The 21,135-nt window shown below is 63.4% G+C and carries 22 protein-coding genes; 3 read left to right on the top strand and 19 right to left on the bottom strand.

What is annotated here, in order from left to right; translation table 11 throughout:
- Nucleotides 1-215: 215 nt before the first annotated feature.
- From mnmE to rpmH, 5 genes are all read right to left on the bottom strand, one after another.
- Nucleotides 216-1,595 carry a tRNA uridine-5-carboxymethylaminomethyl(34) synthesis GTPase MnmE gene (mnmE, locus tag EWM63_RS14470; RefSeq protein ID WP_130187166.1) on the bottom strand — a complete coding sequence of 460 codons (1,380 nt, stop codon included), beginning with the start codon at nt 1,593-1,595 and terminating at the stop codon, nt 216-218.
- 194 nt (nt 1,596-1,789) lie between these two features.
- Nucleotides 1,790-3,460 carry a membrane protein insertase YidC gene (yidC, locus tag EWM63_RS14465; RefSeq protein WP_130187165.1) on the bottom strand — a complete coding sequence of 557 codons (1,671 nt, stop codon included), beginning with the start codon at nt 3,458-3,460 and terminating at the stop codon, nt 1,790-1,792.
- A gap of 9 nt (nt 3,461-3,469) precedes the next feature.
- The gene (gene yidD, locus EWM63_RS14460; protein WP_130187164.1) at nt 3,470-3,733 is read right to left on the bottom strand and encodes a membrane protein insertion efficiency factor YidD; all 264 of its coding nucleotides are present in this window, start codon (nt 3,731-3,733) and stop codon (nt 3,470-3,472) included.
- On the bottom strand, nt 3,730-4,131 hold the full coding sequence (gene rnpA, locus EWM63_RS14455; RefSeq protein WP_130187163.1) for a ribonuclease P protein component: 402 nt from the start codon (nt 4,129-4,131) through the stop codon (nt 3,730-3,732). The genes yidD and rnpA overlap by 4 nt, the downstream gene beginning before the upstream one ends.
- A gap of 21 nt (nt 4,132-4,152) precedes the next feature.
- Nucleotides 4,153-4,287 carry a 50S ribosomal protein L34 gene (rpmH, locus tag EWM63_RS14450; protein WP_040378179.1) on the bottom strand — a complete coding sequence of 45 codons (135 nt, stop codon included), beginning with the start codon at nt 4,285-4,287 and terminating at the stop codon, nt 4,153-4,155.
- A gap of 460 nt (nt 4,288-4,747) precedes the next feature.
- Here rpmH and dnaA point away from each other — a divergent pair, with 460 nt between their 5' ends.
- From dnaA to gyrB, 3 genes are all read left to right on the top strand, one after another.
- Nucleotides 4,748-6,166, top strand: coding sequence for a chromosomal replication initiator protein DnaA (gene dnaA / locus EWM63_RS14445; RefSeq protein WP_130187162.1), 1,419 nt, complete (start codon nt 4,748-4,750; stop codon nt 6,164-6,166).
- A gap of 133 nt (nt 6,167-6,299) precedes the next feature.
- On the top strand, nt 6,300-7,406 hold the full coding sequence (gene dnaN / locus EWM63_RS14440; RefSeq protein WP_130187161.1) for a DNA polymerase III subunit beta: 1,107 nt from the start codon (nt 6,300-6,302) through the stop codon (nt 7,404-7,406).
- A 60-nt stretch (nt 7,407-7,466) separates the two neighbouring features.
- Nucleotides 7,467-9,965 (top strand): DNA topoisomerase (ATP-hydrolyzing) subunit B, encoded by a 2,499-nt coding sequence (gene gyrB, locus EWM63_RS14435; RefSeq protein ID WP_130187160.1) that lies wholly within the window; start codon nt 7,467-7,469, stop codon nt 9,963-9,965.
- Nucleotides 9,966-10,009: 44 nt separating this feature from the next.
- Here the strand turns inward: gyrB and EWM63_RS14430 are convergent, their stop codons facing one another.
- From EWM63_RS14430 to EWM63_RS14365, 14 genes are all read right to left on the bottom strand, one after another.
- Complete coding sequence (locus tag EWM63_RS14430) at nt 10,010-10,633, bottom strand: PEPxxWA-CTERM sorting domain-containing protein (protein WP_130187159.1); 624 nt, start codon at nt 10,631-10,633, stop codon at nt 10,010-10,012.
- Nucleotides 10,634-10,777: 144 nt separating this feature from the next.
- Nucleotides 10,778-11,290, bottom strand: a complete 513-nt coding sequence (locus EWM63_RS14425) for a YgjV family protein (RefSeq protein ID WP_207221289.1) — start codon at nt 11,288-11,290, stop codon at nt 10,778-10,780.
- 79 nt (nt 11,291-11,369) lie between these two features.
- Nucleotides 11,370-12,626: an NAD(P)/FAD-dependent oxidoreductase gene (locus tag EWM63_RS14420; RefSeq protein WP_130187158.1), complete on the bottom strand. Its 1,257-nt coding sequence runs from the start codon at nt 12,624-12,626 to the stop codon at nt 11,370-11,372.
- Nucleotides 12,623-12,958, bottom strand: coding sequence for a c-type cytochrome (locus tag EWM63_RS14415; RefSeq protein WP_207221288.1), 336 nt, complete (start codon nt 12,956-12,958; stop codon nt 12,623-12,625). Before EWM63_RS14415 ends, EWM63_RS14420 begins: the two co-directional genes overlap by 4 nt.
- On the bottom strand, nt 12,955-13,731 hold the full coding sequence (gene soxA, locus EWM63_RS14410) for a sulfur oxidation c-type cytochrome SoxA (RefSeq protein ID WP_130187157.1): 777 nt from the start codon (nt 13,729-13,731) through the stop codon (nt 12,955-12,957). Before soxA ends, EWM63_RS14415 begins: the two co-directional genes overlap by 4 nt.
- On the bottom strand, nt 13,728-14,051 hold the full coding sequence (gene soxZ / locus EWM63_RS14405; protein WP_130187156.1) for a thiosulfate oxidation carrier complex protein SoxZ: 324 nt from the start codon (nt 14,049-14,051) through the stop codon (nt 13,728-13,730). Before soxZ ends, soxA begins: the two co-directional genes overlap by 4 nt.
- Nucleotides 14,051-14,515: a SoxY-related AACIE arm protein gene (locus EWM63_RS14400; RefSeq protein ID WP_130187155.1), complete on the bottom strand. Its 465-nt coding sequence runs from the start codon at nt 14,513-14,515 to the stop codon at nt 14,051-14,053. The genes soxZ and EWM63_RS14400 overlap by 1 nt, the downstream gene beginning before the upstream one ends.
- The gene (soxX, locus tag EWM63_RS14395; protein ID WP_229487896.1) at nt 14,512-14,985 is read right to left on the bottom strand and encodes a sulfur oxidation c-type cytochrome SoxX; all 474 of its coding nucleotides are present in this window, start codon (nt 14,983-14,985) and stop codon (nt 14,512-14,514) included. The genes EWM63_RS14400 and soxX overlap by 4 nt, the downstream gene beginning before the upstream one ends.
- A gap of 36 nt (nt 14,986-15,021) precedes the next feature.
- On the bottom strand, nt 15,022-17,184 hold the full coding sequence (locus EWM63_RS14390; RefSeq protein WP_130187154.1) for a xanthine dehydrogenase family protein molybdopterin-binding subunit: 2,163 nt from the start codon (nt 17,182-17,184) through the stop codon (nt 15,022-15,024).
- The gene (locus EWM63_RS14385; protein WP_130187153.1) at nt 17,181-17,681 is read right to left on the bottom strand and encodes a (2Fe-2S)-binding protein; all 501 of its coding nucleotides are present in this window, start codon (nt 17,679-17,681) and stop codon (nt 17,181-17,183) included. Before EWM63_RS14385 ends, EWM63_RS14390 begins: the two co-directional genes overlap by 4 nt.
- 237 nt (nt 17,682-17,918) lie before the next feature.
- Nucleotides 17,919-18,377, bottom strand: a complete 459-nt coding sequence (locus tag EWM63_RS14380) for a DUF2244 domain-containing protein (RefSeq protein WP_165390830.1) — start codon at nt 18,375-18,377, stop codon at nt 17,919-17,921.
- Nucleotides 18,378-18,451: 74 nt separating this feature from the next.
- Nucleotides 18,452-19,687 (bottom strand): hybrid sensor histidine kinase/response regulator, encoded by a 1,236-nt coding sequence (locus tag EWM63_RS14375; protein WP_130187151.1) that lies wholly within the window; start codon nt 19,685-19,687, stop codon nt 18,452-18,454.
- Complete coding sequence (locus tag EWM63_RS14370) at nt 19,684-20,292, bottom strand: chemotaxis protein CheB (protein WP_130187150.1); 609 nt, start codon at nt 20,290-20,292, stop codon at nt 19,684-19,686. Before EWM63_RS14370 ends, EWM63_RS14375 begins: the two co-directional genes overlap by 4 nt.
- Nucleotides 20,292-21,134 carry a CheR family methyltransferase gene (locus tag EWM63_RS14365; RefSeq protein ID WP_229487895.1) on the bottom strand — a complete coding sequence of 281 codons (843 nt, stop codon included), beginning with the start codon at nt 21,132-21,134 and terminating at the stop codon, nt 20,292-20,294. The genes EWM63_RS14370 and EWM63_RS14365 overlap by 1 nt, the downstream gene beginning before the upstream one ends.
- Nucleotide 21,135: the final 1 nt, after the last annotated feature.

Genomic DNA, 21,135 nt, shown 5'->3' with positions numbered 1-21,135 from the left:
GGCCAACAGGCGCGTTTACGTGCGGCAGCGCACGCAACGAGGTCAATCGCGGCGTGGTTGCTATAAAGCGAAGAGGGACTAAAAATTTTTCTATGGAAATGAACGAGGCGATAGGACGACGCCATGCAATGCCATCAAAGCGGTGACATGTACCGCCTGTTACCAGCAATCCATGCGGTCCTTTACTTGCCGCTTAGTTCCCGCTTACTTCCCGCTTACTTGCCAATACAGAACCGGCTGAAGATCACGCCCAGCAAATCGTCCGATGAGAACGCCCCGGTGATCGTGGAAAGCTGCACCTGCGCCAGCCGCAGTTCCTCGGCAAACAGGTCGAGCGACTGGTCGGTCTGCGCGGCATGCTCTTCGGCGCGATCCAGGTGGCGGGCCGTGGACTTCAATGCGATCAGGTGCCGCTCGCGAGCCAGGTACAGCGATTCGCCTGTCTGCTGCCAGCCAGCGATGCGCAGCAGTTCCTTGCGCAGCAGGTCGATGCCGGTGTGATCGTGTGCCGACAGATAGATGTGCGTGGCATCGTCGCTCGCATCGATCGAGGGCTTGTGGCCGGAAAGGTCGATCTTGTTCCAGATGCGCAGCACCGGCACGCCGGCCGGAAAGGCTGCCAGGATCGATTCGTCGGCGCGGGTGGGGCCGTGGTTCGCATCGAGCATGTGCAGGATCACGTCCGCCTTGCCTACTTCGCCCCACGTGCGCTCGATGCCGATGCGCTCGACGATATCGACGGCTTCGTCATGGCTGCGGATGCCGGCCGTGTCGATGATATTGAGCGGAATGCCTTCGATCTGGATCGTTTCGCTGACCTTGTCGCGCGTGGTGCCGGCGATCGGCGTGACGATGGCGACGTCCGCCCCTGCCAGCGCATTGAGAAGCGACGACTTGCCCACGTTCGGCTGCCCCACCAGCACCACGTTCAGCCCTTCGCGCAGCAGCGCACCCTGGGACGCTTGCCGGAACACGTGATCGACCGACTCGACGATGCCACGCAGCTGGCCGCGGGCATCGGACTTTTCCAGGAAATCGATCTCCTCTTCCGGAAAGTCCAGCGTGGCTTCGACCAGCATCCGCAAGTGCGTGACGCGTTCGACCAGCGCGTGGATCGCTTGCGAGAATGCGCCGGACAGTGATTGCGAAGCGGACTTCGCCGCCGCCTCGGTGGACGCGTCGATCAGGTCGGCCACTGCTTCGGCCTGGGCCAGGTCGAGCTTGTCGTTCATGTAGGCGCGACGCGTGAACTCGCCCGGCTCGGCCAGGCGCAAGCCGACATCATGGCCGGCCTCGAGCACCCGCTGCAGCAGCATCTGCAGCACCACGGGGCCGCCATGGCCCTGCAATTCCAGGACATCCTCACCCGTGTACGAATGGGGTCCCTTGAAGTAGATCGCGATGCCCTGGTCGATCAGCGTGCCATCGGCCTGCTTGAATGGGATATAGGTGGCATGGCGCGGTTTCAGCTCCACGCCATTGAACAACGCCTGCGCCAGCGGTTTCAGGTTCTTGCCGGAGGCGCGCACGACGCCGATGCCGCCGCGGCCCGGGGCGGTGGCGATCGCGGCAATGGGGAGGGTATCGAGATTCATGGATCGATTTTAATGGAACGAAAAAAAACCCGTGTCGCGCACGGGTTTCGTTTTTTTACTGCCGGGTTCGTGTCCACCTTGGGGTCAACCCCGAAATCGGACACAAGCTCGACTGTAAAAAGCGCTAGCACTGCCGAGCTCGTGTCCGAACATGGGGTTGACCCCAGGGTGGACACGGGCTCTGCCGTTAGCACTTATTTTGCGTCGGGCATCATCTTCTTCGTGATCACCCACTGCTGGGCAATCGAGAACAGGTTGTTGACGACCCAGTACAGCACGAGGCCGGACGGGAAGAACAGGAACATCACCGAGAACGCCAGCGGCATGAACAGCATCATCTTCGCCTGCATCGGATCGGCCGGCTGCGGATTGAGCTTCATCGTCACGTACATCGAGATCGCATACAGCACCGGCAGGATGAAGAACGGATCCGGCTTGGTCAGGTCGGTGATCCAGCCCAGCCACGGCGCACCGCGCATTTCGACGGACGAGTTCAGCACCCAGTACAGCGCGATGAAGACCGGCATCTGCACCACGATCGGCAGGCAGCCGCCCAGCGGGTTGATCTTTTCCGTCTTGTACAGCTCCATCATGGCCTGGTTCATCTTCGTCGGATCGCCTTTGAAGCGTTCGCGGATCGACGTCATCTTCGGCGTGACCAGCTTCATCTTCGCCATGCTGCGATAGCTGGCCGCGGACAGCGGGAAGAAGATCAGCTTGATCAGGATCGTGAAGGCGATGATCGTCCAGCCCCAGTTGCCCAGCGCGGCGTGGATATGCTCCATCACCCACCACATCGGCTTGGCGACGATCGTCAGCATGCCGTAGTCCTTCACGCGCTCCAGGCCCGGCGACAGCTTTTCCAGCACGGTTTCTTCCTGCGGGCCGGAATACAGCTTGGCGCTGTTCGACACGGTGGCGCCCGGCGCCAGTGCGCCCAGCGGCTGCACTACGCCGATCGAGTAGGTGTTATGACCAACCTTGCGCGTGAAGATGTCGTGCATCCGCTTCTGTTCCGGCACCAGTGCCGAAACAAAGAAGTGCTGCGAGATCGCCACCCAGCCATTGTCGGCCTTGGTCGGATGATCCGGCACGAAGTTTGCGTTCTCGCGCTTGGAAACGTCTTCCTTCTCGACCTTCTCGAACGACAGCTTCTGGTAGTGGTCCGCTTCCGTGTACAGCGTCGGGCCCGTGAAGCTCGGGTTGAACCACGAGGAGCCTTCCGGCTTGTTGCCGTCGTGGACCAGCTGCAGGTACAGCTCCGGTGTCACCGGCGCGGTGCCGGTATTGGTCACGTCGTGGCGAACGTCGATCGTGTAGTCGCCGCGCTTGAAGGTGAACGTCTTGGTCAGGCGCACGCCGCCCTGCTCCGCATCCATCACCAGTTGTACCTGGTTGCCGCTATCGAGCACACGCGGGCCCGGGCGAACCGTAAAGCCGGTGTTGTGGTTCGGCAGGTTGGCCGCGCCCACCAGGCCGGTCTGCGCCAGGTACACGCGATCGCCCACCTGCTGGAACAACTGCTGGTTCTTCGTCGGGTCGAAGCCGTCTTTGAACTTGAGCAGTTCAAGGCGCTTGATCTGGCCACCCAGCGTGTCGATGTCCACCTTGAACACATCGGTGGTGATGGTCACGATCTGGCTCTGGAATGGCGCCGCGGTACCCGGCACGGCGGCAGCGCCGGCGGTGGTACCGACAGCGGCGGGAACGCCAGCCGGGGTGGTCTTGGCATCGGCCTGCGCGGTCTTCGGCGGCGGTGCCGCGAACATGGACGGCCGGCCGGTGTAAATCATCCACTCGTTCCACAGGGCGACCAGCGAAACGGCGAAGACGATCCACAGGATTGTGCGTTTATTGAGATCCATTGGGTCAAGTCAGGAATGGTTGCAACCGCAAGCGGTCGATGAGGAATGCTTTGGCGGAACGGGATCGAATCCGCCGGCATTCCACGGGTGGCAGCGGCAAAGGCGGCGCACCGCCAGCCAGCCGCCCTTCGCCGGTCCATGCTCGCGCAGCGCTTCGAGCGCGTAATTCGAGCAGCTTGGGAAGAAGCGGCAGCTGGGCGGCATCAGCGGGCTGATGACGATCTGGTAGCCACGCAGCAGGAGCATGACGAGCTTCAGGAGCGCCGGTTTCATCGGCGCTCTTTCGACTGTGCCGCGAACAGGCGCGTCAGCTCGACGCGCAGCTCGGCCTTCAGCTTTGCAGTCGTGGCCGGGCCGGCCTTGGTGTTGACCGCCTTCGACAGGCGCACGACACAATCGATGGCCGGCAAGCCCGTGGTGCGGAACAGTTCGCGCGTCACGCGCTTGATGGTATTGCGCGTGACCGCGCGAGGTGCGAGGCGTTTGGCAACGACAACGCCCAGCCGCGCATGAGGCAGCTGATTCGGGCGGGTATAAAGCACGAAGTGCGCGCTTTTCTGGGCCGGGCGCAAACGAAAAACGGATGAAAATTCATCCGTTTTAACGATGCGCCGAGCGCGCGCGAAGTCGTGGGAACCTTCGCCTGTCGAGCCGTTGGAACTGCTTTCCACGCTCAGCGAACGAGCGACGGCTTATACAGCCAGACGCTTGCGGCCCTTGGCACGGCGTGCGTTCAGAACTTGACGGCCACCACGGGTAGCCATACGTGCACGGAAACCGTGGGTGCGCTTGCGACGCACGACGGAAGGTTGGTAAGTACGTTTCATGTTGGTCTCGCTAAAGAAGCAAAAAAGTGCAAAATCGGGATGCCGCACCGCTGACAAGTCAGACCGGGCGTCAGTTCGTCCCTTCAGTTATTGGTGCCAATGACATTTCGCGCACTTATGCCAACACGTCCGGCACAAGCTGGCCAATCTCATCGCCCGCAAGGATCCGCGCTGATCGTAAACTGAAAAAACACGGAGTACGGGCGGGGAACCCTGAATTATCAGCATTCAGGCATGCCTTGTCAACAGCGGAACCGACTTGCAAAGCCGCTTTCCGGCCGTTTTTTCGGCGATTTACGGCACAACCCTGTGGATAACTTGTGGGATTCGGAGTTAGAATAGCGTGTTACGTGTGGCGCATATGCGTCAGTTGCCATGCCGTTCCCACTGGAACCGGTTCCCAATGAACCGCATGGCCGACACATGCTGCCCTCCCAAAGCTTTTGCAGATAGACGATTCATGGAAAATTTCTGGCAGACCTGTTCCGCCCAACTGGAACTGGAGCTGACGCCGCAACAATTCAGCGCGTGGATCAAACCACTGGTGCCGCTCGATTACGAGAATGGCAAGCTGCGCATCGCGGCGCCCAACCGCTTCAAGCTCGACTGGGTGAAATCCCAGTTTGCCAGCCGCATCACCGCCCTGGCATCGCAATACTGGGAAGCGCCGACCGAGGTGCAGTTCGTGCTGAACCCCGTGCTGAACCCGCCGCGTGCCAAGCCGACCGAGAACACCAGCACCGTTCCCAGTGTGCCGAACGGCGGCGGCGCACCCGCCATGCATCCGGCGGACGTGCGCACCGGCGACCCGGTCACGCCACCCGCGGGCAATGAATATGCGAACCAGCGCGGGCGCGAGCAAAGCCGCATCAACACCGACCTCACGTTCGAAAGCTTCGTGACCGGTAAGGCCAACCAGCTGGCGCGCGCCGCCGCGATCCAGGTCGCCAACAATCCGGGCGTGTCGTACAACCCGCTGTTCTTCTACGGCGGCGTGGGCCTTGGTAAAACCCACCTGATCCATGCGATCGGCAACCAGGTGATGGCCGATCAACCGGGAGCGCGCATTCGCTACATCCACGCCGAGCAATACGTGCGCGACGTGGTGACCGCCTATCAGCGCAAGGGCTTCGACGATTTCAAGCATTACTACCACTCGCTGGACATGCTGCTGATCGACGATATTCAATTCTTCGGCGGCAAGAGCCGCACGCAGGAAGAATTCTTCTATGCGTTCGAGGCGCTGATCGCCGCGAAGAAGCAGATCATCATCACGTCGGACACGTATCCGAAAGAGATCACGGGCATGGACGACCGCCTGATCTCCCGCTTCGATTCCGGCCTGACGGTGGCGATCGAGCCGCCGGAACTGGAAATGCGCGTGGCGATCCTGCTGAAGAAGGCGAAGTCGGAAGGCGTCACGCTGTCCGACGACGTGGCCTTCTTCGTGGCCAAGCACCTGCGCTCGAACGTGCGCGAGCTGGAAGGCGCGCTGCGCAAGATCCTGGCTTACTCGCGCTTCCACGGCAAGGACATCTCGATCGACATCGTGAAGGAAGCGCTGAAGGACCTGCTCTCCGTGCAGAACCGCCAGATCAGCGTGGAAAACATCCAGAAAACGGTGGCGGACTTCTTCAACATCAAGGTCGCCGACATGTATTCGAAGCGCCGCCCGGCCAACATCGCGCGGCCGCGCCAGATCGCGATGTACCTGGCGAAGGAGCTCACGCAGAAAAGCCTGCCGGAGATCGGCGAGCTGTTCGGCGGCCGCGATCACACCACGGTGCTGCACGCCGTGCGCAAGATCGCGCAGGACCGCACCAAGAACCCGGAGTGCAACCATGAGTTGCACGTGCTGGAGCAAACGCTCAAAGGCTGAAGAACCAGTATTGGCATGCGGCGCGCGCCCCTGGTTGCAATACGAACCACCCGGCCTGCGGCGCCGCTTTGCCTTCTGGCTCGGCAACCTTTAGCATTACAAACTAGTTATTAATCTTTTATCGAGGATATCCATGCAACTGGTCAAAACCACCCGAGATACGTTACTCCGGCCACTGCAGATCGTGAGCGGTATTGTCGAGCGTCGGCATACGATGCCGATTCTGGCCAATATCCTCATCCGCAAGGAAGGCGAAGCCGTTTCGTTCCTGTCCACCGATACGGAAGTGCAGATCACCACGAACGCCAACATCGGCTCCGGCGCCGAAGTCAGCGGCACCACCGTGGCCGCGCGCAAGCTGCTTGACATCCTGCGCGCGCTGCCGGAATCGGGCGACGTGTCGCTCACGCTGGTCAACAAGCGCCTGACGGTGCAGAGCGGCAAATCGCGCTTTGCACTGCAAACGCTGGCCGCCGAGGAATTCCCCACCGTGCAGCAAGCGGAAACGTTCAACGCCTCGTTCACGCTGCCGCAAAAAACGCTGAAGCACCTGTTCAACATGGTGCACTTCTCAATGGCCCAGCAGGACATCCGCTACTACCTGAACGGCCTGCTGCTGGTGCTGGACGGCGAGAACGTGATCGCCGTGGCCACCGACGGCCACCGCCTCGCCTTCTGCCAGGTGAAAACGGAACAGGCGTTCGAGCGCCAGGAAGTGATCATCCCGCGCAAGACCATCATCGAGCTGCAGCGCCTGCTGGAAGAAAACGATGAACCGGTGCAGCTGGACATCGCCGCCAACCAGGTCAAACTGGGCTTCACCGACATCGAGCTGATCTCCAAGCTGGTCGAGGGCAAGTTCCCCGACTACACGCGCGTGATCCCGAAGGGCTACAAGAACGACTTCACGATCGGCCGCGACGAGCTGCTGCGCTCCCTGCAGCGCGCCGCCATCATGACCAGCGACAAGTTCAAGGGCGTGCGCTGCATCATCAGCCCGGGTTCGCTGAAGATCTCGTCCACCAACGCCGACCAGGAAGAAGCGGTCGAGGAACTGGAAATCGACTACGGCGGCGACAGCCTCGACATCGGCTTCAACGTTACCTACCTGCTGGACGTGCTGAACAACCTGAAATGCGAACAGGTCAACGTGGCGCTGGGCGATTCGAATTCGTCCGCCCTGATCTCGATTCCAGACAATCCCGACTTCAAGTATGTCGTGATGCCGATGCGGATCTGATCCCGCCCGATCGCACGCAGTGAGAAATCGACAGTAATACGTTTTTTGAGAAAGTAGTCCATGTCCGAACGCCAAAACCTAGTACCAGTGCAGGTCAACTCCGAGGATTACGGCGCCTCCTCGATCCAGATCCTGGAAGGCCTGGAAGCAGTCCGCAAGCGCCCCGGCATGTATATCGGTGACACCTCGGACGGCACCGGCCTGCATCACCTGGTATTCGAAGTGCTGGACAACTCGATCGACGAATCGCTGGCCGGCTACTGCACCGAAATCCACGTGACGATCCACTCGGACAATTCGATCTCGATCACCGACAACGGCCGCGGCATCCCGGTCGGCCTGAAGATGGACGACAAGCACGAACCGAAGCGCTCCGCCGCCGAGATCGTGCTGACCGAACTGCACGCGGGCGGCAAGTTCGACCAGAACTCGTACAAGGTGTCCGGCGGCCTGCACGGCGTGGGTGTGTCGTGCGTGAACGCGCTGTCGAAACTGCTGCGCGTGACGGTGCGCCGCGACGGCAAGGTGCACCAGATGGAATTCGTGCGCGGTGTGCCGCAGAATCGCGAAATCGAGATCCGCGACGGCATCGCCGTGTCCCCGATCAAGGTCATCGGCGAAACCGACAAGCGCGGCACCGACGTGCACTTCTGGGCCGACGAAGAGATCTTCAGCCACGTGGAATTCCACTACGAGATCCTGGCCAAGCGCATTCGCGAACTTTCGTTCCTGAACAACGGCGTGAACATCAAGCTGTCCGACCAGCGCACCGGCAAGGATGAGATTTTCGCGTTCGAAGGCGGCACGCGCGGCTTCGTGGAATACATCAACAAGGCCAAGACGGTGCTGCACCCGACCGTGTTCCAGGCCACCGGCGACCGCATGTCCGACCAGAACACGAATATCTCCGTGGACGTGTCGATGCAGTGGAACGATGCCTTCAATGAACAGGTACTCTGCTTCACGAACAACATTCCGCAGCGCGACGGCGGCACCCACCTGACCGGCCTGCGCGCGGCAATGACGCGCGTGATCAACAAGTACATCGACGAACACGATTTCGCCAAGAAGGCCAAGGTGGAAATCTCCGGCGACGACATGCGCGAAGGCCTGACCTGCGTGCTGTCGGTGAAAGTGCCGGAACCGAAGTTCTCGTCGCAGACGAAGGACAAGCTGGTGTCCTCCGAAGTGCGCGGCCCCGTCGAGGAAATCGTGGCGAAGACGCTGACGGACTTCCTGGCGGAAAAGCCGAACGACGCCAAGATCATCTGCGGCAAGATCGTGGAAGCGGCACGCGCCCGCGAAGCGGCCCGCAAGGCCCGCGACCTGACGCGCCGCAAGGGCGTGATGGATGGCCTGGGCCTGTCGTCGAAACTGGCCGACTGCCAGGAACGCGACCCGGCGCTGGCCGAACTGTACATCGTCGAGGGTGACTCCGCAGGCGGCTCCGCCAAGCAGGGCCGCGACCGCAAGTTCCAGGCGATCCTGCCGCTGCGCGGCAAGGTGCTGAACGTGGAAAAGGCGCGCTTCGAGAAAATGCTGTCCTCCGAGCAGATCACCACGCTGATCGCCACGCTGGGCACGTCGATCGGCCCGGATGAATTCAACGTCGAGAAGCTGCGCTATCACCGCATCATCATCATGACCGACGCGGACGTCGACGGCGCCCACATCCGCACCCTGCTGCTCACGCTGTTCTACCGCCAGATGCCGCAACTGGTGGAACGCGGCCACATCTACATCGCCCAGCCGCCGCTGTACAAGGTGAAGTCGGGCCGCGACGAGCGCTACCTGAAGGACGACACGGAAGAAGCCAGCTACATGATGACGGTGGCGCTGAACACCGCCGTGCTCACGCCGCGCGAAGGCGCCGACCCGATCACCGGCGAGCCGCTGACCGAACTGGCCCGCCAGTACAACCTGGCCAACGCCGTGATGCTGCGCCTGACCCGCGTGATCGACCGCGCCGCGCTGACCGCCATCATGACCGGCGTGCAGCTCGACCTGTCCACGATGGACGCCGCCCGCGCTTCCGCGCAGGCGCTGGCCGACAACGTCAACGATCCGGCAGTCACCGTCTCGGTGCGCTCGGACGACCTGTCGGACAAGCACCTGCTGTGGATCGAGCGCCTCCATCACGGCAATGTGCGCGTATCGACGATCGACGCGGACTTCGTCAGTGGCGCCGATTACGGCGTTTTGTCCACCGCCGCTGCGACCTTCACCGGTTTGATCGGTGAGGGTGCCATTATTCGCCGTGGCGAAGGCGAGCGCACCAAGGAATTCGCCGTGCGGGACTTCCACGAAGCGATGCAATGGCTGCGCGACGAAGCCGAGCGCACCGTGTCGAAGCAGCGCTACAAAGGGCTGGGCGAGATGAATCCGGAGCAGCTGTGGGAAACCACGATGGACCCGACCGTTCGCCGCCTGCTGAAGGTGCAGATCGAGGATGCCATCGCGGCAGACCAGATCTTCACCACGCTGATGGGTGACGATGTGGAACCGCGTCGTAACTTCATCGAGATGAATGCGCTGCGGGCGGGGAATATCGACGTTTGATGTTCTTGCGCTGGTAATGCGAAAGGGGCCTTGCGGCCCCTTTTTTATTGCTCCCCCTGGCCTTCAGGCTTGCGACGGCGCGCCACGGCACTCAATGCCCCGAATCCCAGCAGCATCATTGCGTACGTGGACGGCTCCGGCACGGCGGCAACCGAATAGCCGAACGTGAACGTGGCCGAATTCCAGACAGCATCGGCGCCCGGCAGGCTGTCGATGTTCTCCGCGAACTCGAGGCGCAGGATGCCGTCCGGCCCGACGCTGAAGCTGTAGTCCCCTTGCTCCGCATCCGTATCCAGGCCACGGAAGTCCACGCTGCCCGAGTAATGCTCGGTCCCCGCATGGTAGCCCCCGTTCGGATCGGCCAGGAAGCTGGGCAGGAAGTAGAGCTGGCTCCACTGCTTGCTGTCGCTGAGCTGCATGTATGCCTCGTTGAGCATGCTGCCCTGGTTGGCCGTGAGCGTTACATCCCAGGCCATCGTGTTCAGGTGCGCCCTGGCACCGAGGTCGATCTCCACGATCGTATTGCCTTCCCAGCTGAGATACGTGTTGCTCGCCACGTCGGACAGCGTGACCGTCTTGACCAAATCCGCCGCGTTGGCGGTTCCACTCAGGGCGCATGCCGCGATGGCGGCGAACATCACACTGCGTACCGGTTTCAGGTTTTTCACTCGTTGCCCTTTCAGGTTGGGTGCTTCGCTTGGTATGGAAAAAATAGCACCAGCTGGACAGTTTGACTGTCCCCCGAAAGGGTATTGAGATGGAAGTGGGCTGAAATACAACTATCCGGCACGCCGTACCAGCATCTCCCGATATCAGGTGGGAGTCGCCGCCTTTTGCCGCACCATCCGCGCAATGGTCACCAGATTGACCACGGCGATCACCACTTCCAGCGCCGTGCCACCGATCGAACCGGAGATCACGTTGTTGGCGATCCAGAAGATGGTCCCGACCAGCATCACGAGCCGCATGGGAATGCCCTGCAACAGGAACAGCGCCAGCGTGCCGAGGCACGATGCGCCGAGCGGCAGCCAGTCGCTGGGCTGCTTGGCGAAATACAGCCCGAGGCAGATATTGATTGCCACCACGGCCAGCGCCACCCACACGGAGCGGGTGCGCAGCGCGAGCAGGGAGCGCAGCAGGGACATGGTGGAACTCGCCACCGCCGTCGGGTTGCCGAGCAGCGTGAAGTGCACCACGTAGGCCAGGCATTCGCCGGCCATGAACAATTTGAAGCGGCGGTCGTCGGTCTGCAGGAAGGAGCCGACGCCCAGCACGAACGCAACGTAGCCGACGCATTGCGCCGGCGAGAACCAGTCGATGGACATGAAAAGTGGGAAAGAAAAACGGCCGGCGATTATACCCAGGCAAGCGGCAAGTATGCCCAGGCCGCGATGATGAAAGCCGTCACCCCAGCGTATCGGCCCAGATGGTCGCCGCCCAGCTCAGCGCATACGCCCCCTCCAGCGCATTCGCCTCCTTCGACAGTCCGCCGGAGCCCGGCACCACGAGCAGTGTCTTCTTCGCGGCATCCCACGCGTGCACCGATGCGACATGGATCACGTCCCGGTCCGACACGAAGCTGTAGCACGTGTTGGTCAGCATCGGCGCGGCGTTCGGTGCGCGGTTCGCGAGCAGGTCGACGACCGCCGCGGCGCACACCTTGGCGTGCTGGTTCGCCATGTGGGCTGACTTGGGCATCAGCGGCGCGGTCTGGATCGCGTCGCCGATCACGTGCACATGGGGTGCCTGCTTCGATTCGAACGTGATGAAATCGACCTCGCACCAGCGCGCGTTGACGTTGGCCAGGCCGGCACTCGTGGCGATCGCGCCGGCACGATGGGGCGGGATCACGTTCAGCACATCGGCCTTTACCTTCTCGCCCAGTTCCGACACCGCAGTGCGCCCGGCTGTATCGATTTCCACCGCGCGAAAGCCGGGCCGGTACTCGACGATGCCGTCATAACGCTCCTTCCAGATCCGCTTGAACAGCGGCCCCTTCGATACCACGTCCTCGTTGGCATCGAGCAGCAGCACCTTCGAGCGCGGCTTGTGGCGGCTGAAGTAGTGCGCCACCTGGCATGCGCGCTCGTAGGGGCCGGGCGGGCAGCGGTATGGCGCGGGCGGCACCGTCAATGCATACACGCCGCCATCCGGCATCGCCTCGAGCTGCGCGCGCAGCGCGACCGTTTGCGCGCCGGCTTTCCACGCATGCAGGATCGGCCCGTCGGCAGTCATGCCCGGCAACTCGCCGAACAGGAACTCGATGCCGGGCGAGACGATCAGGCGGTCATAGGCCAGCCGGTCACCGCCTGCCAGCACCACCGTACGCTTGTCGGTATCGATGGCGGTAGCGCTGTCCCGCACGATGCGGATGCCATGCCGGGTACCCAGCGCATCGTAGCCGTGCGTCAGGTCGCCGATGCGGCGCGAGCCGCCCAGCACCAGGTTCGACAGCGGGCACGAGATGAAGGCCGGATTCGGCTCTACCAGTGTCACGTCCACTTCACCCGCACTCCACAGCCGCACGTAGCGTGCCGCGGCGGCGCCACCGTAGCCGCCACCAATGACGACCACGTGCGGCTTCGCGCGCGGTGCCACCGCGGCGCAGCCGGCCAGCACCATTGCCGCGCCGGCCGCTTGCAGCAGGTCGCGGCGCTTCATGGCTTTTCTCCCTTTTCTCCGCGTTGCGCGGCGAACCAGGCGGCGATCTGGGCAAGCTGCTCGTCCGTGTAACCCTTGGCCAGCTGGGTCATGATGGTGGCGGGACGGCTGCCCTCCTTGAACGCCTTCAGGTTCGCCAGCAGCGTTTCCTTTGACTGGCCGGCCAGCGGCGGCAGCGCCGTGCCGGCGGTATTGCCACGCGTGCCGTGGCAGGCGGTGCACGTGGCGGCCAGGCGCTCGCCGGCACTGACCGGTTCGGCGGCAAAAGCCGGAGTGCACACCAGCGCAAGCACCGGTACCAGCGCCAGCGTCGACAACGTCATGCGTTTCATGGACGAACTCCCGGAGATTCCATTGTCATGCCTTCGGCCCGCAATGCCAGCCATGCTTCGAGATCGATCAGGTCTTGCGCATCTGGCGGCGGCACCGCCGCGCGCACGCCCGTCATGCAATTGCGCAGCCGCCGCTGCAGGCTGCCCATGCCTTGCCATTCGAGCCGGTAGATCGGGTAGGCATTGGCGTGGCCCTGCGGGATCGTGGCGCCGGCCAGCTTGCGGCCCCAGTTGGCGTCATGGCACTGCGCGCACGACAGGTTCAATTGCCCGATGCGCTGGGCGAACAGCGCCCTGCCCCGTTCAGCCGCTGCACTGGTCGGGGCATCGCGCGGCGGTGCAACGGGCATGCCGCGCGATTGCAGCGCGATATAGGACTGCAGCGCCAGCAATTCATCGGCTTCCGGCTTCGATGGCGGCATGCCCTGCTTGCCGACGCGGCACTGTTCGATGCGCTGGCCGAGCGTGATTACCTTGCCGGCGCTCTTGTCGAATGCCGGAAAGCGCGCCGCCACGCCGCGCATGCTCTTCGTTGCATCGCCGTGGCACGCGGTGCAGCTTTTTTTCGCCCCCGTATGCCAGGCAGCCTCCCCGTTCGCTACCCATAGCATTGCAGGATTTTGCGTATCGTCGCGCTGCATCGCCCGCGTGGATTCGCCCATGAACGCCGAACCGGACTTGCGCATGTCTTGTGCTGATGATTGTGCCGGTGCCGGTGCCTGCGCCGATGCGGCGAGCGCCACAACCACCAGCCCGGCAAGTGCCGCTTTCATGGCAGGATGGTGAGCGCCATGCGCTCGGTCTGCGTAAAACCGTTATCGCCGGCCCACGTGAATTCCAGCGTGCCGGTTTTTACTGCCACGGTGAAAAACGCGATGTACGGGTTGGCGGAAATCGCCGGATGCAGCTCGGCGGCAAACACCTGTTCGCCATCGTAGCTGCACGTGAACTGGCGGATAATGTCCTGCGGTACTGTCTTGCCATCGGCACCGGGGCGGTAACCCGACTCCATCGGGTGGGCGATCAGGGCGCGGATCTCGATCACCTCGCCCGCCTTTGCCGTTTTCGGCATGTGAACCAGGGCGCGCGCCATTACACCTCTCCCTCGATGCAGGCGGCCAGCGTGACGATCACGTCGACCGTCTGCTGCCAGCAGCTGCCATCGCTCATTTTCGCCACCGCCACCAGCTTTTGCGACGTGGCGAGGCGGATGCGGGTCGATACCTCCGCCTTGCCCGCGCGCGGGCCCAGCGTGAAGCGCACCACATCGGTTTCCGGATTCTTCTCGTTGAAGATGGCGATACCGGTCACGTGATCTTCGGCGGTCAAGGGACTCTCGACGCGGATCGTCACGGGCACGGCATTGCCGTTGTCGATCAGTTGGGCGATCTCGAATTTGACGCGGCCCGTTTGCGGCAGCCGGTTGCCGGTGTAGGCCGAGATCGCGGACGCCATCTGCTGCGGCGTGGCCGCCACCGGGCGCACCAGCGCCAGCAGTGTGCCGGCAGCGAGCAGTTGGCGGCAGTGGTGGTTCAGGGGCTGGTTCGGCGAACTCATGGCGTGTCCTTCAACGTGGCAAGGTAGGCTACGACATCCTCGATCTGCTGGGCGCTCAGGATCGTCTTGCCCGCATGGGCTGGCGCCACGCGCGTCAACCCTTCGGTGCGGTAGTACGACGGCATGATTGTGGCCGGATTCAGGCGGGAGGAGTCGGCGATGCGCAGGCGCAGTTGAGGGATCGTCCAGCGACTGCCGGCGCCGGCCAGGCTTGGCGCCAGGTCGCCCTGGAAGCGCTCCTCGGTGATCGGGGCCGAGTGGCACAGCAGGCACAGGCCCACGTGGCGGTCGGCCACGATGGCACGGCCGCGCTGGGGGTCGCCGGCGGTGGCGCCGGGGAGCGGGTTGGGGATGCCGTCGAACGCATGGGCATGGGATGCCAGTGCCAGCATCACCGGGGACAGACCCCTGGCCACCGTTACCAGCCACGGGGAAGCGGTAACAGTAGCGGGGTCAGTCCCCTCGGCCATCGTTATGCTGCCGCCCTCGCAGCCGGCCATGGTTGCTCAAGCCTTTTTCAGGCTGTGGTTCTTCAGCGGCAGGTCGCGTATCCGCTTGCCGGTGGCGGCGAAGATCGCATTGAGCACGGCCGGTGCCGCGACGGCGATCGTCGGCTCGCCCACGCCGCCCCAGAAGCCGCCGGATGGAATGATGATCGTCTCCACGGCCGGCATCTCGTCCAGCTTCATGACCTGGTAAGTGTCGAAGTTCGATTGCTCCATCTGCCCGTCCTTGACCGTGCATTCGCCGTACAGCGCCGCGGACAGACCGTAGACGAAAGAGCCTTCCACCTGCGCCTCGATCTGCTGCGGGTTCACGGCGTGGCCCGGGTCGGTGGCGGCCACGATGCGGTGGATCTTGAGCTTGCCTTCCTTGTCCACGGAGACTTCGGCACACGCGGCCACGTAGCTGCCGAAGCCATGCGTTTGCGCCAGGCCTCGGAAGACGCCCTTCTTCGGCTTCTTGTTCCAGCCGATCCGCGCCGCCACCGCGTCCAGCACCGCCAGGTGCTTCGGGCTGTCCTTCATCAGCTTGCGGCGCAGGGCCAGCGGGTCCTGCTTCGTGGCGTGCGCGATCTCGTCGATGAAGCATTCCAGGTAGATGGCATTCTGGTTCAGGTTCACGCCGCGCCAGAAGCCCGGCGGCACGGGCGGGTTGCGCATCGCATGGTCCACCAGCAGGTTCGGCACCGTATAGCCGATCGACGCATCCGTGCCCGGCGCGTTCAGGCCCTGGAACACGGCACCATCCTTGCCGTTCTTGATATTGCCGGGGAAGAGCGATGCCACGATCGACTGGCCAGAAATGCGCATGTGCAGCGCCGTCACATTGCCTGCCTTGTCCAGCCCTGCTGTCAATTTGCACTGCGTGACCGGGTGATAGCGGCCGTGCAACATGTCTTCCTCGCGGGTCCAGATCAGTTTTACCGGGGTGCCCGGCATTTCCTTGGCGATCTGCACCGTCTGGCGCACCCAGTCGTGCACGGCGCCGCGCCGGCCGAAGCCGCCGCCCAGGTGGATCTTGTACACGTCGCATTTATCCTGCGGCAGGCCGGCCGCTTCCGACGCGGCGGCCAGCGCCGCCTCGCCGTTCTGCGTGGGCGTCCAGACCTCGCAGCGCTCCGGTGTCCAGCGCGCGGTGGCGTTCATCGTTTCCATCGTCGCGTGGTTCTGGTGCGGATACGAATATACGGCCTCGATGCGGCGCGCAGCACCGGCCAGCGCGGCCTTCACATCGCCGTTCTCGTTACCGACCGCCGCTTCCGGCGCATCGAGCCCCGCCTTGAGCGTTGCCGCCACGTCCTTGCTGGACAGGTTCGCGTTCGGCCCCTTGTCCCATTCGATCGGCAGCGCATCGAGCGCGGTCTTGGCGCGCCACCACGTATCGGCCACCACGGCCACGGCGGAATCGCCGACCTGCAGCACCTTCTTCACGCCCGGCTTGCCCTTGATCGCGTCGGCGTTGAAGCTTTTCACCTTGCCGCCGAACACCGGGCAATCCTTGATCGCCGCGTTCAGCATGCCGGGCATGGCAAGGTCCATGCCGTAGACCTGCTTGCCAGTCGTCTTGTCGACGGTATCGAGGCGCGCGAGGCGCTTGCCGGCGATCTTCCATTCCTTCGGATCCTTTACCACGATTTCCTGCGGCGCCTCCAGCTTGCCGGCCGCATCGGCCACCTTGCCATACGTGACGGTGCGACCGCTCGGCACGTGCGTGATCACGCTGTTCGCGGCGCGGCATTCCGTTGCCGGCACGCCCCACTGCGTCGCCGCGGCCTGCACCAGCATCATCCGCGCGGCTGCGCCGCCCTTGCGCACGTACTCATGCGAGCCGCGCACGCCGTTGCTGCCGCCGGTGGAAAAACTGCCCCATACGCGCTTGCGGGCCAGGTTCGTGCCCGGAGTCGGATACTCGGTGGTGACCTTGCTCCAGTCCGCGTCCAGCTCTTCCGCCACCAGCTGCGCCAGGCCCGTCAAGGTTCCCTGCCCCATCTCGGAGCGCGCGATGCGGATGACGATGGTATCGTCCGGTTTCACGACGACCCATGCGTTGACTTCGGGGCTTGGTGCCGCCTGCGCCTGCGCGGCGAACGGAATGTGGAACGCGACGACGAGGCCGGCGGACTGGCCCAGGAAACGGCGGCGCGCCGGGCTGGTGACGTTACTCATGCCTTGCTCCCTTCGCGGTGTTCGATGGCCAGACCTGCGCTCTTCGCATCGCCGCCGCGCGCCACCACGTGGATCGCCTTGCGCACACGGTTATAGGTGCCGCAGCGGCAGATGTTCGTCATCGCCATGTCGATGTCGGCATCGGTGGGTTTTGGTTTTTCCTTCAGCAGCGCGGTGGCGGCCATGATCATGCCGCTCTGGCAGAAGCCGCATTGCGGCACGTCCAGCGCCGCCCACGCTTTCTGCACGGGGTGCGAACCATCCGGCGACAGGCCCTCGATCGTCACGATCTTCATCTGTTCGGTCACCGTGGAAACCGGCCGCACGCAGCTGCGCATCGCCTCGCCATCGATGTGCACGGTGCAGGCGCCGCACTGGGCGATGCCGCAGCCGTACTTGGTGCCGGTCAAGCCCAGCTGTTCGCGCAGAACCCACAGCAGCGGGGTATCGTCTTCCGCGTCGAATTCGCGGACCTGTCCGTTCACGTTCAGCTTCATGCCTGGTCTCCTGAAGAGTTTGGGTGCGCAGCGCAAATATATTACTTGTTTTATACCTTTCTATATTCGTCCCGGCAACTTTGGACATGTATCAATTTTTTTACAGAAGGTTTTGCCGTACAGGTAGGGCTCCAATCACGACTGTAGACAAATGCGCCAAAGAAAAACTGGGGACGTACCCTGGTTCTCAGGCAAGATTTCCTGGAAACCAGGGTACGTCCCCAGTTTTGCCGGCAGTTATTGGGCGAGTTCCTTGCGCAGCTCACGCGCCAGCGCGCGGCGGGGCTCTTCGGGCAGCCAGGTGCCGACGTCGACGGTGATGCCGCGCGCGATGAGCAGGATCGGGTCGCGGCGCCGTTGCGGGGCCACGATGCGCAGCCAGGTGGGGTCGAGCGAGATGGTGGAGGTGTGGCCGCCGCGCACCTTTTGCACGTACAAGACATGGTCCTCGTACACGATGCGGTCGCTATCGGTGGCATGCCGGCTGTAGACGATGAAGGCGGCCGTCACGGCAGTCATTTCCACTGCGGAAAATACCAGCACGTACCAGGCGCCCTGCCAGGTGAAGAACAGCCCGATGGCCAGCGACAGGCAGAGCAACGCCGCCCATGCGACCGTGGTTTGCCGTGGTGTCAGCGAACAGTTGCGCCGCACCAGCCATTCCCGCCTGCCATCGATGGGCCAATCGCGCTTCACGGCATGCCCTCCTTCAGTGCATTGTACGAAACGCAGGAAAACGGGCAAGCATGGCACGAAAACCGGCCGGCGGATCAGGCGGCTGGCTTTTCCTGGCGGGGCAGCGCCAGCGTAAACACGGAACCCTCGCCTGGCCGGCTGGCCACCGTCAGCGTGCCCCGGTGCGCCTCGGCCAGTTGCCGCGAAATGTACAAGCCCAGGCCCAGCCCGGAAGGCACGCCGTTGCCGGCCACCCGCTCATAGGGCAGGAAGATGCGCGCCTGCATGGCTTCATCGATCCCGGGGCCCTGGTCGATCACGTCCACCCGCGCCTCCGTGTCGCTGGTCGTCAGGCGGATGCGCACCGGCTTGCCGCCGCCATAGCGCAGCGCATTGGTCAGCAGGTTGACGATCACCTGCTCGATGCGGAACTCGTCCCACCAGCCGCTCACGGTCTCGGGCGCCTCGAGCTCGAAGGTGGTGCCGGCATCCTGCGCCTGGCGCGACAGGTCGTCCGTCAGGCGGCGCAGCATGGCTTGCAATTCGGTCCAGGCGGGTCGGATCGACAGCACGCCGCTGCGGATGCGCGACACGTCCATCATGTCGTCGATCAGCCGGATCATGGCCTGGATCTGGCGGCCATCGCCTTCCACCATCTTTTCCAGCGCCGGCTTGCCGAACGCTTCGAGGTTGCCGCGCTCGAGCTGCATCTTGCGCATCTGCGTGCCCAGGAACAGCGTATTCAGCGGCGTGCGCAGCTCGTGCGCCACCATCGACATGAACTCGTCGCGCACGCGCAGCGCATAGCGCAGTTCTTCCTGGGCCGCACGCAGCTCGTTCATCATGGTGTGCTGCTCTTCGACCCGGCGGCGGATCTCCATGCGCTGGCAATGCAGGTCGACGAACACGTTGACCTTGCTGCGCACCGCGTCGGGATCGAGCGGCTTGTAGAGGAAGTCGACGGCCCCCGTTTCATAGCCCTTGAACGCGTAATTCAGTTCCTTGCCGGCCGCGCTCACGAACACGATCGGGATATGGCGCGTCTTGTCCGTGCCGCGCATCAGTTCGGCCAGCTCGAAACCGTCCATGCCCGGCATCTGCACGTCCAGGATGGCCAGCGCGAAATCGTGTTCGAGCAGCAGCGCCAGCGCTTCCTCGCCGGACGACGCCTGGTACACGGCGCGGTTGTCCGCCCGGATGATGGCGTTCAGCGCGCGCAGGTTTTCCGGCAGGTCGTCGACAATCAACAGCTTCGTCACGTTGCCGACGGGGTGTCCAGGTGCGCCGCTCGTCAACCCCAGGCTGCATTCCTTGTTGGGCACATTATTCATTGCAAATTCTCCATCGACAGTTGCAGCAGCCTGCGGATATCCCGCAGTGGCAGCACCAGGTCCGGCGCGCGCAGCCGGATCGCTTCATTCGGCATCACGCTCACTTGCGCTTCCGCCGGGTCCTGCACCACCGTCAGGCCGCCAGCCCTGCCGATCGCGGCCAGCCCCGCCGCGCCATCGTGGTTGGCGCCGGTGAGCAGGATGCCTACCAGTTCGGGGCCGTACACGTCGGCCGCCGTTTCCATCGTGATGTCGATCGCCGGCCGGGCAAAATGCACGGGCGGTTCGAGGCTCAGCGAAAACACGCGATCGGCCTCGATCGACAGGTGGTAATCGGCCGGCGCGAAGTACAGCGTGCCTGCCACCGGCTCCCCTTTGTCCACCGCTTCTTCCACGCGCAAGGCGAGGCGCTGGCTGAACACTTCCACCAGCTGGTTCTGGCGCGCGCGCATCACGTGCAGCACCGTCAGCACCGGGTACGGGAACGCGCGCGGCAAGCCGGGCAGGATCTCGATCAGCGCATTCACGCCACCGGCGGAAGCACCGATGACAATCGCGGAGATGCGGCGCTTCGCCAGGGCCAGCGCCAGGGTGGCATCATCCATTACAGTTTCCTGAACAGCCGCTCGCGCTTGACGATCGGCTCGAACAACGGGCCATAGGGTGAGAAGTCGATACTCTCCTTGCTGCCCAGGCCCAGGAAACCGCGATGGCACAGCGACTCGTGGAACAAGCCCAGCGCGCGCTCCTGCAGCCTCTTTTTAAAATAGATCATCACGTTGCGGCAGCTGATGAACTGCGTTTCCGCGAACACCGCATCGGTGGCCAGGCTATGGTCCGCGAACGTCACGTTCTCGGCCAGCGAACGGTCGAACAAAGCGGCATTGTACGCTGCCGTGTAGTAGTCCGAGAAGGCGCGCCGCCCGCCCGCGGCCTGGTAGTTTTCCGTGTAGGCCCGCATGTTCTCCAGCGGGAACAGCCCCTTTTTTGCCTTTTCCAGCGACTGCGGATTGATGTCCGTGGCGTAGATGATACTGCGCTCGAGCAGCCCTTCCTCCTTCAGCAGGATGGCCAGCGAATACACTTCCTCGCCGGTGCTGCAGCCGGCCACCCAGATCTTCAGCGACGGGTAGGTGGACAGGACGGGCATCACGTGCTCGCGCAGCGCGGCAAAGTAGGTCGGATCGCGGAACATCTCGGTGACGGGAATCGTCAGGTATTGCAGCAGCTCGGAAAACGCAGCCGGTTCATGCAGCACGCGCGATTGCAGCTGCGAGATCGTCTCGCAGCGCATCTCCTTCATCGCGTGCACCACGCGGCGCTTCTGCGAAGCGCCGGTGTAGTCGCGGAAGTCGTAGCTGTATTTCAGGTAGATCGCCTCCATCAGCATTTTCAGCTCGATGTCGGTATCGCTGTGCTGGGCACGGATCGGCTGCATCGTCGTCATC

This window comes from Pseudoduganella lutea (assembly GCF_004209755.1).
GTDB classification, from domain to species: domain Bacteria; phylum Pseudomonadota; class Gammaproteobacteria; order Burkholderiales; family Burkholderiaceae_D; genus Rugamonas; species Rugamonas lutea.
The sequence above is the reverse complement of the archived record's forward strand: the minus strand, read 5'-3'. Positions and strand labels throughout refer to the sequence as shown.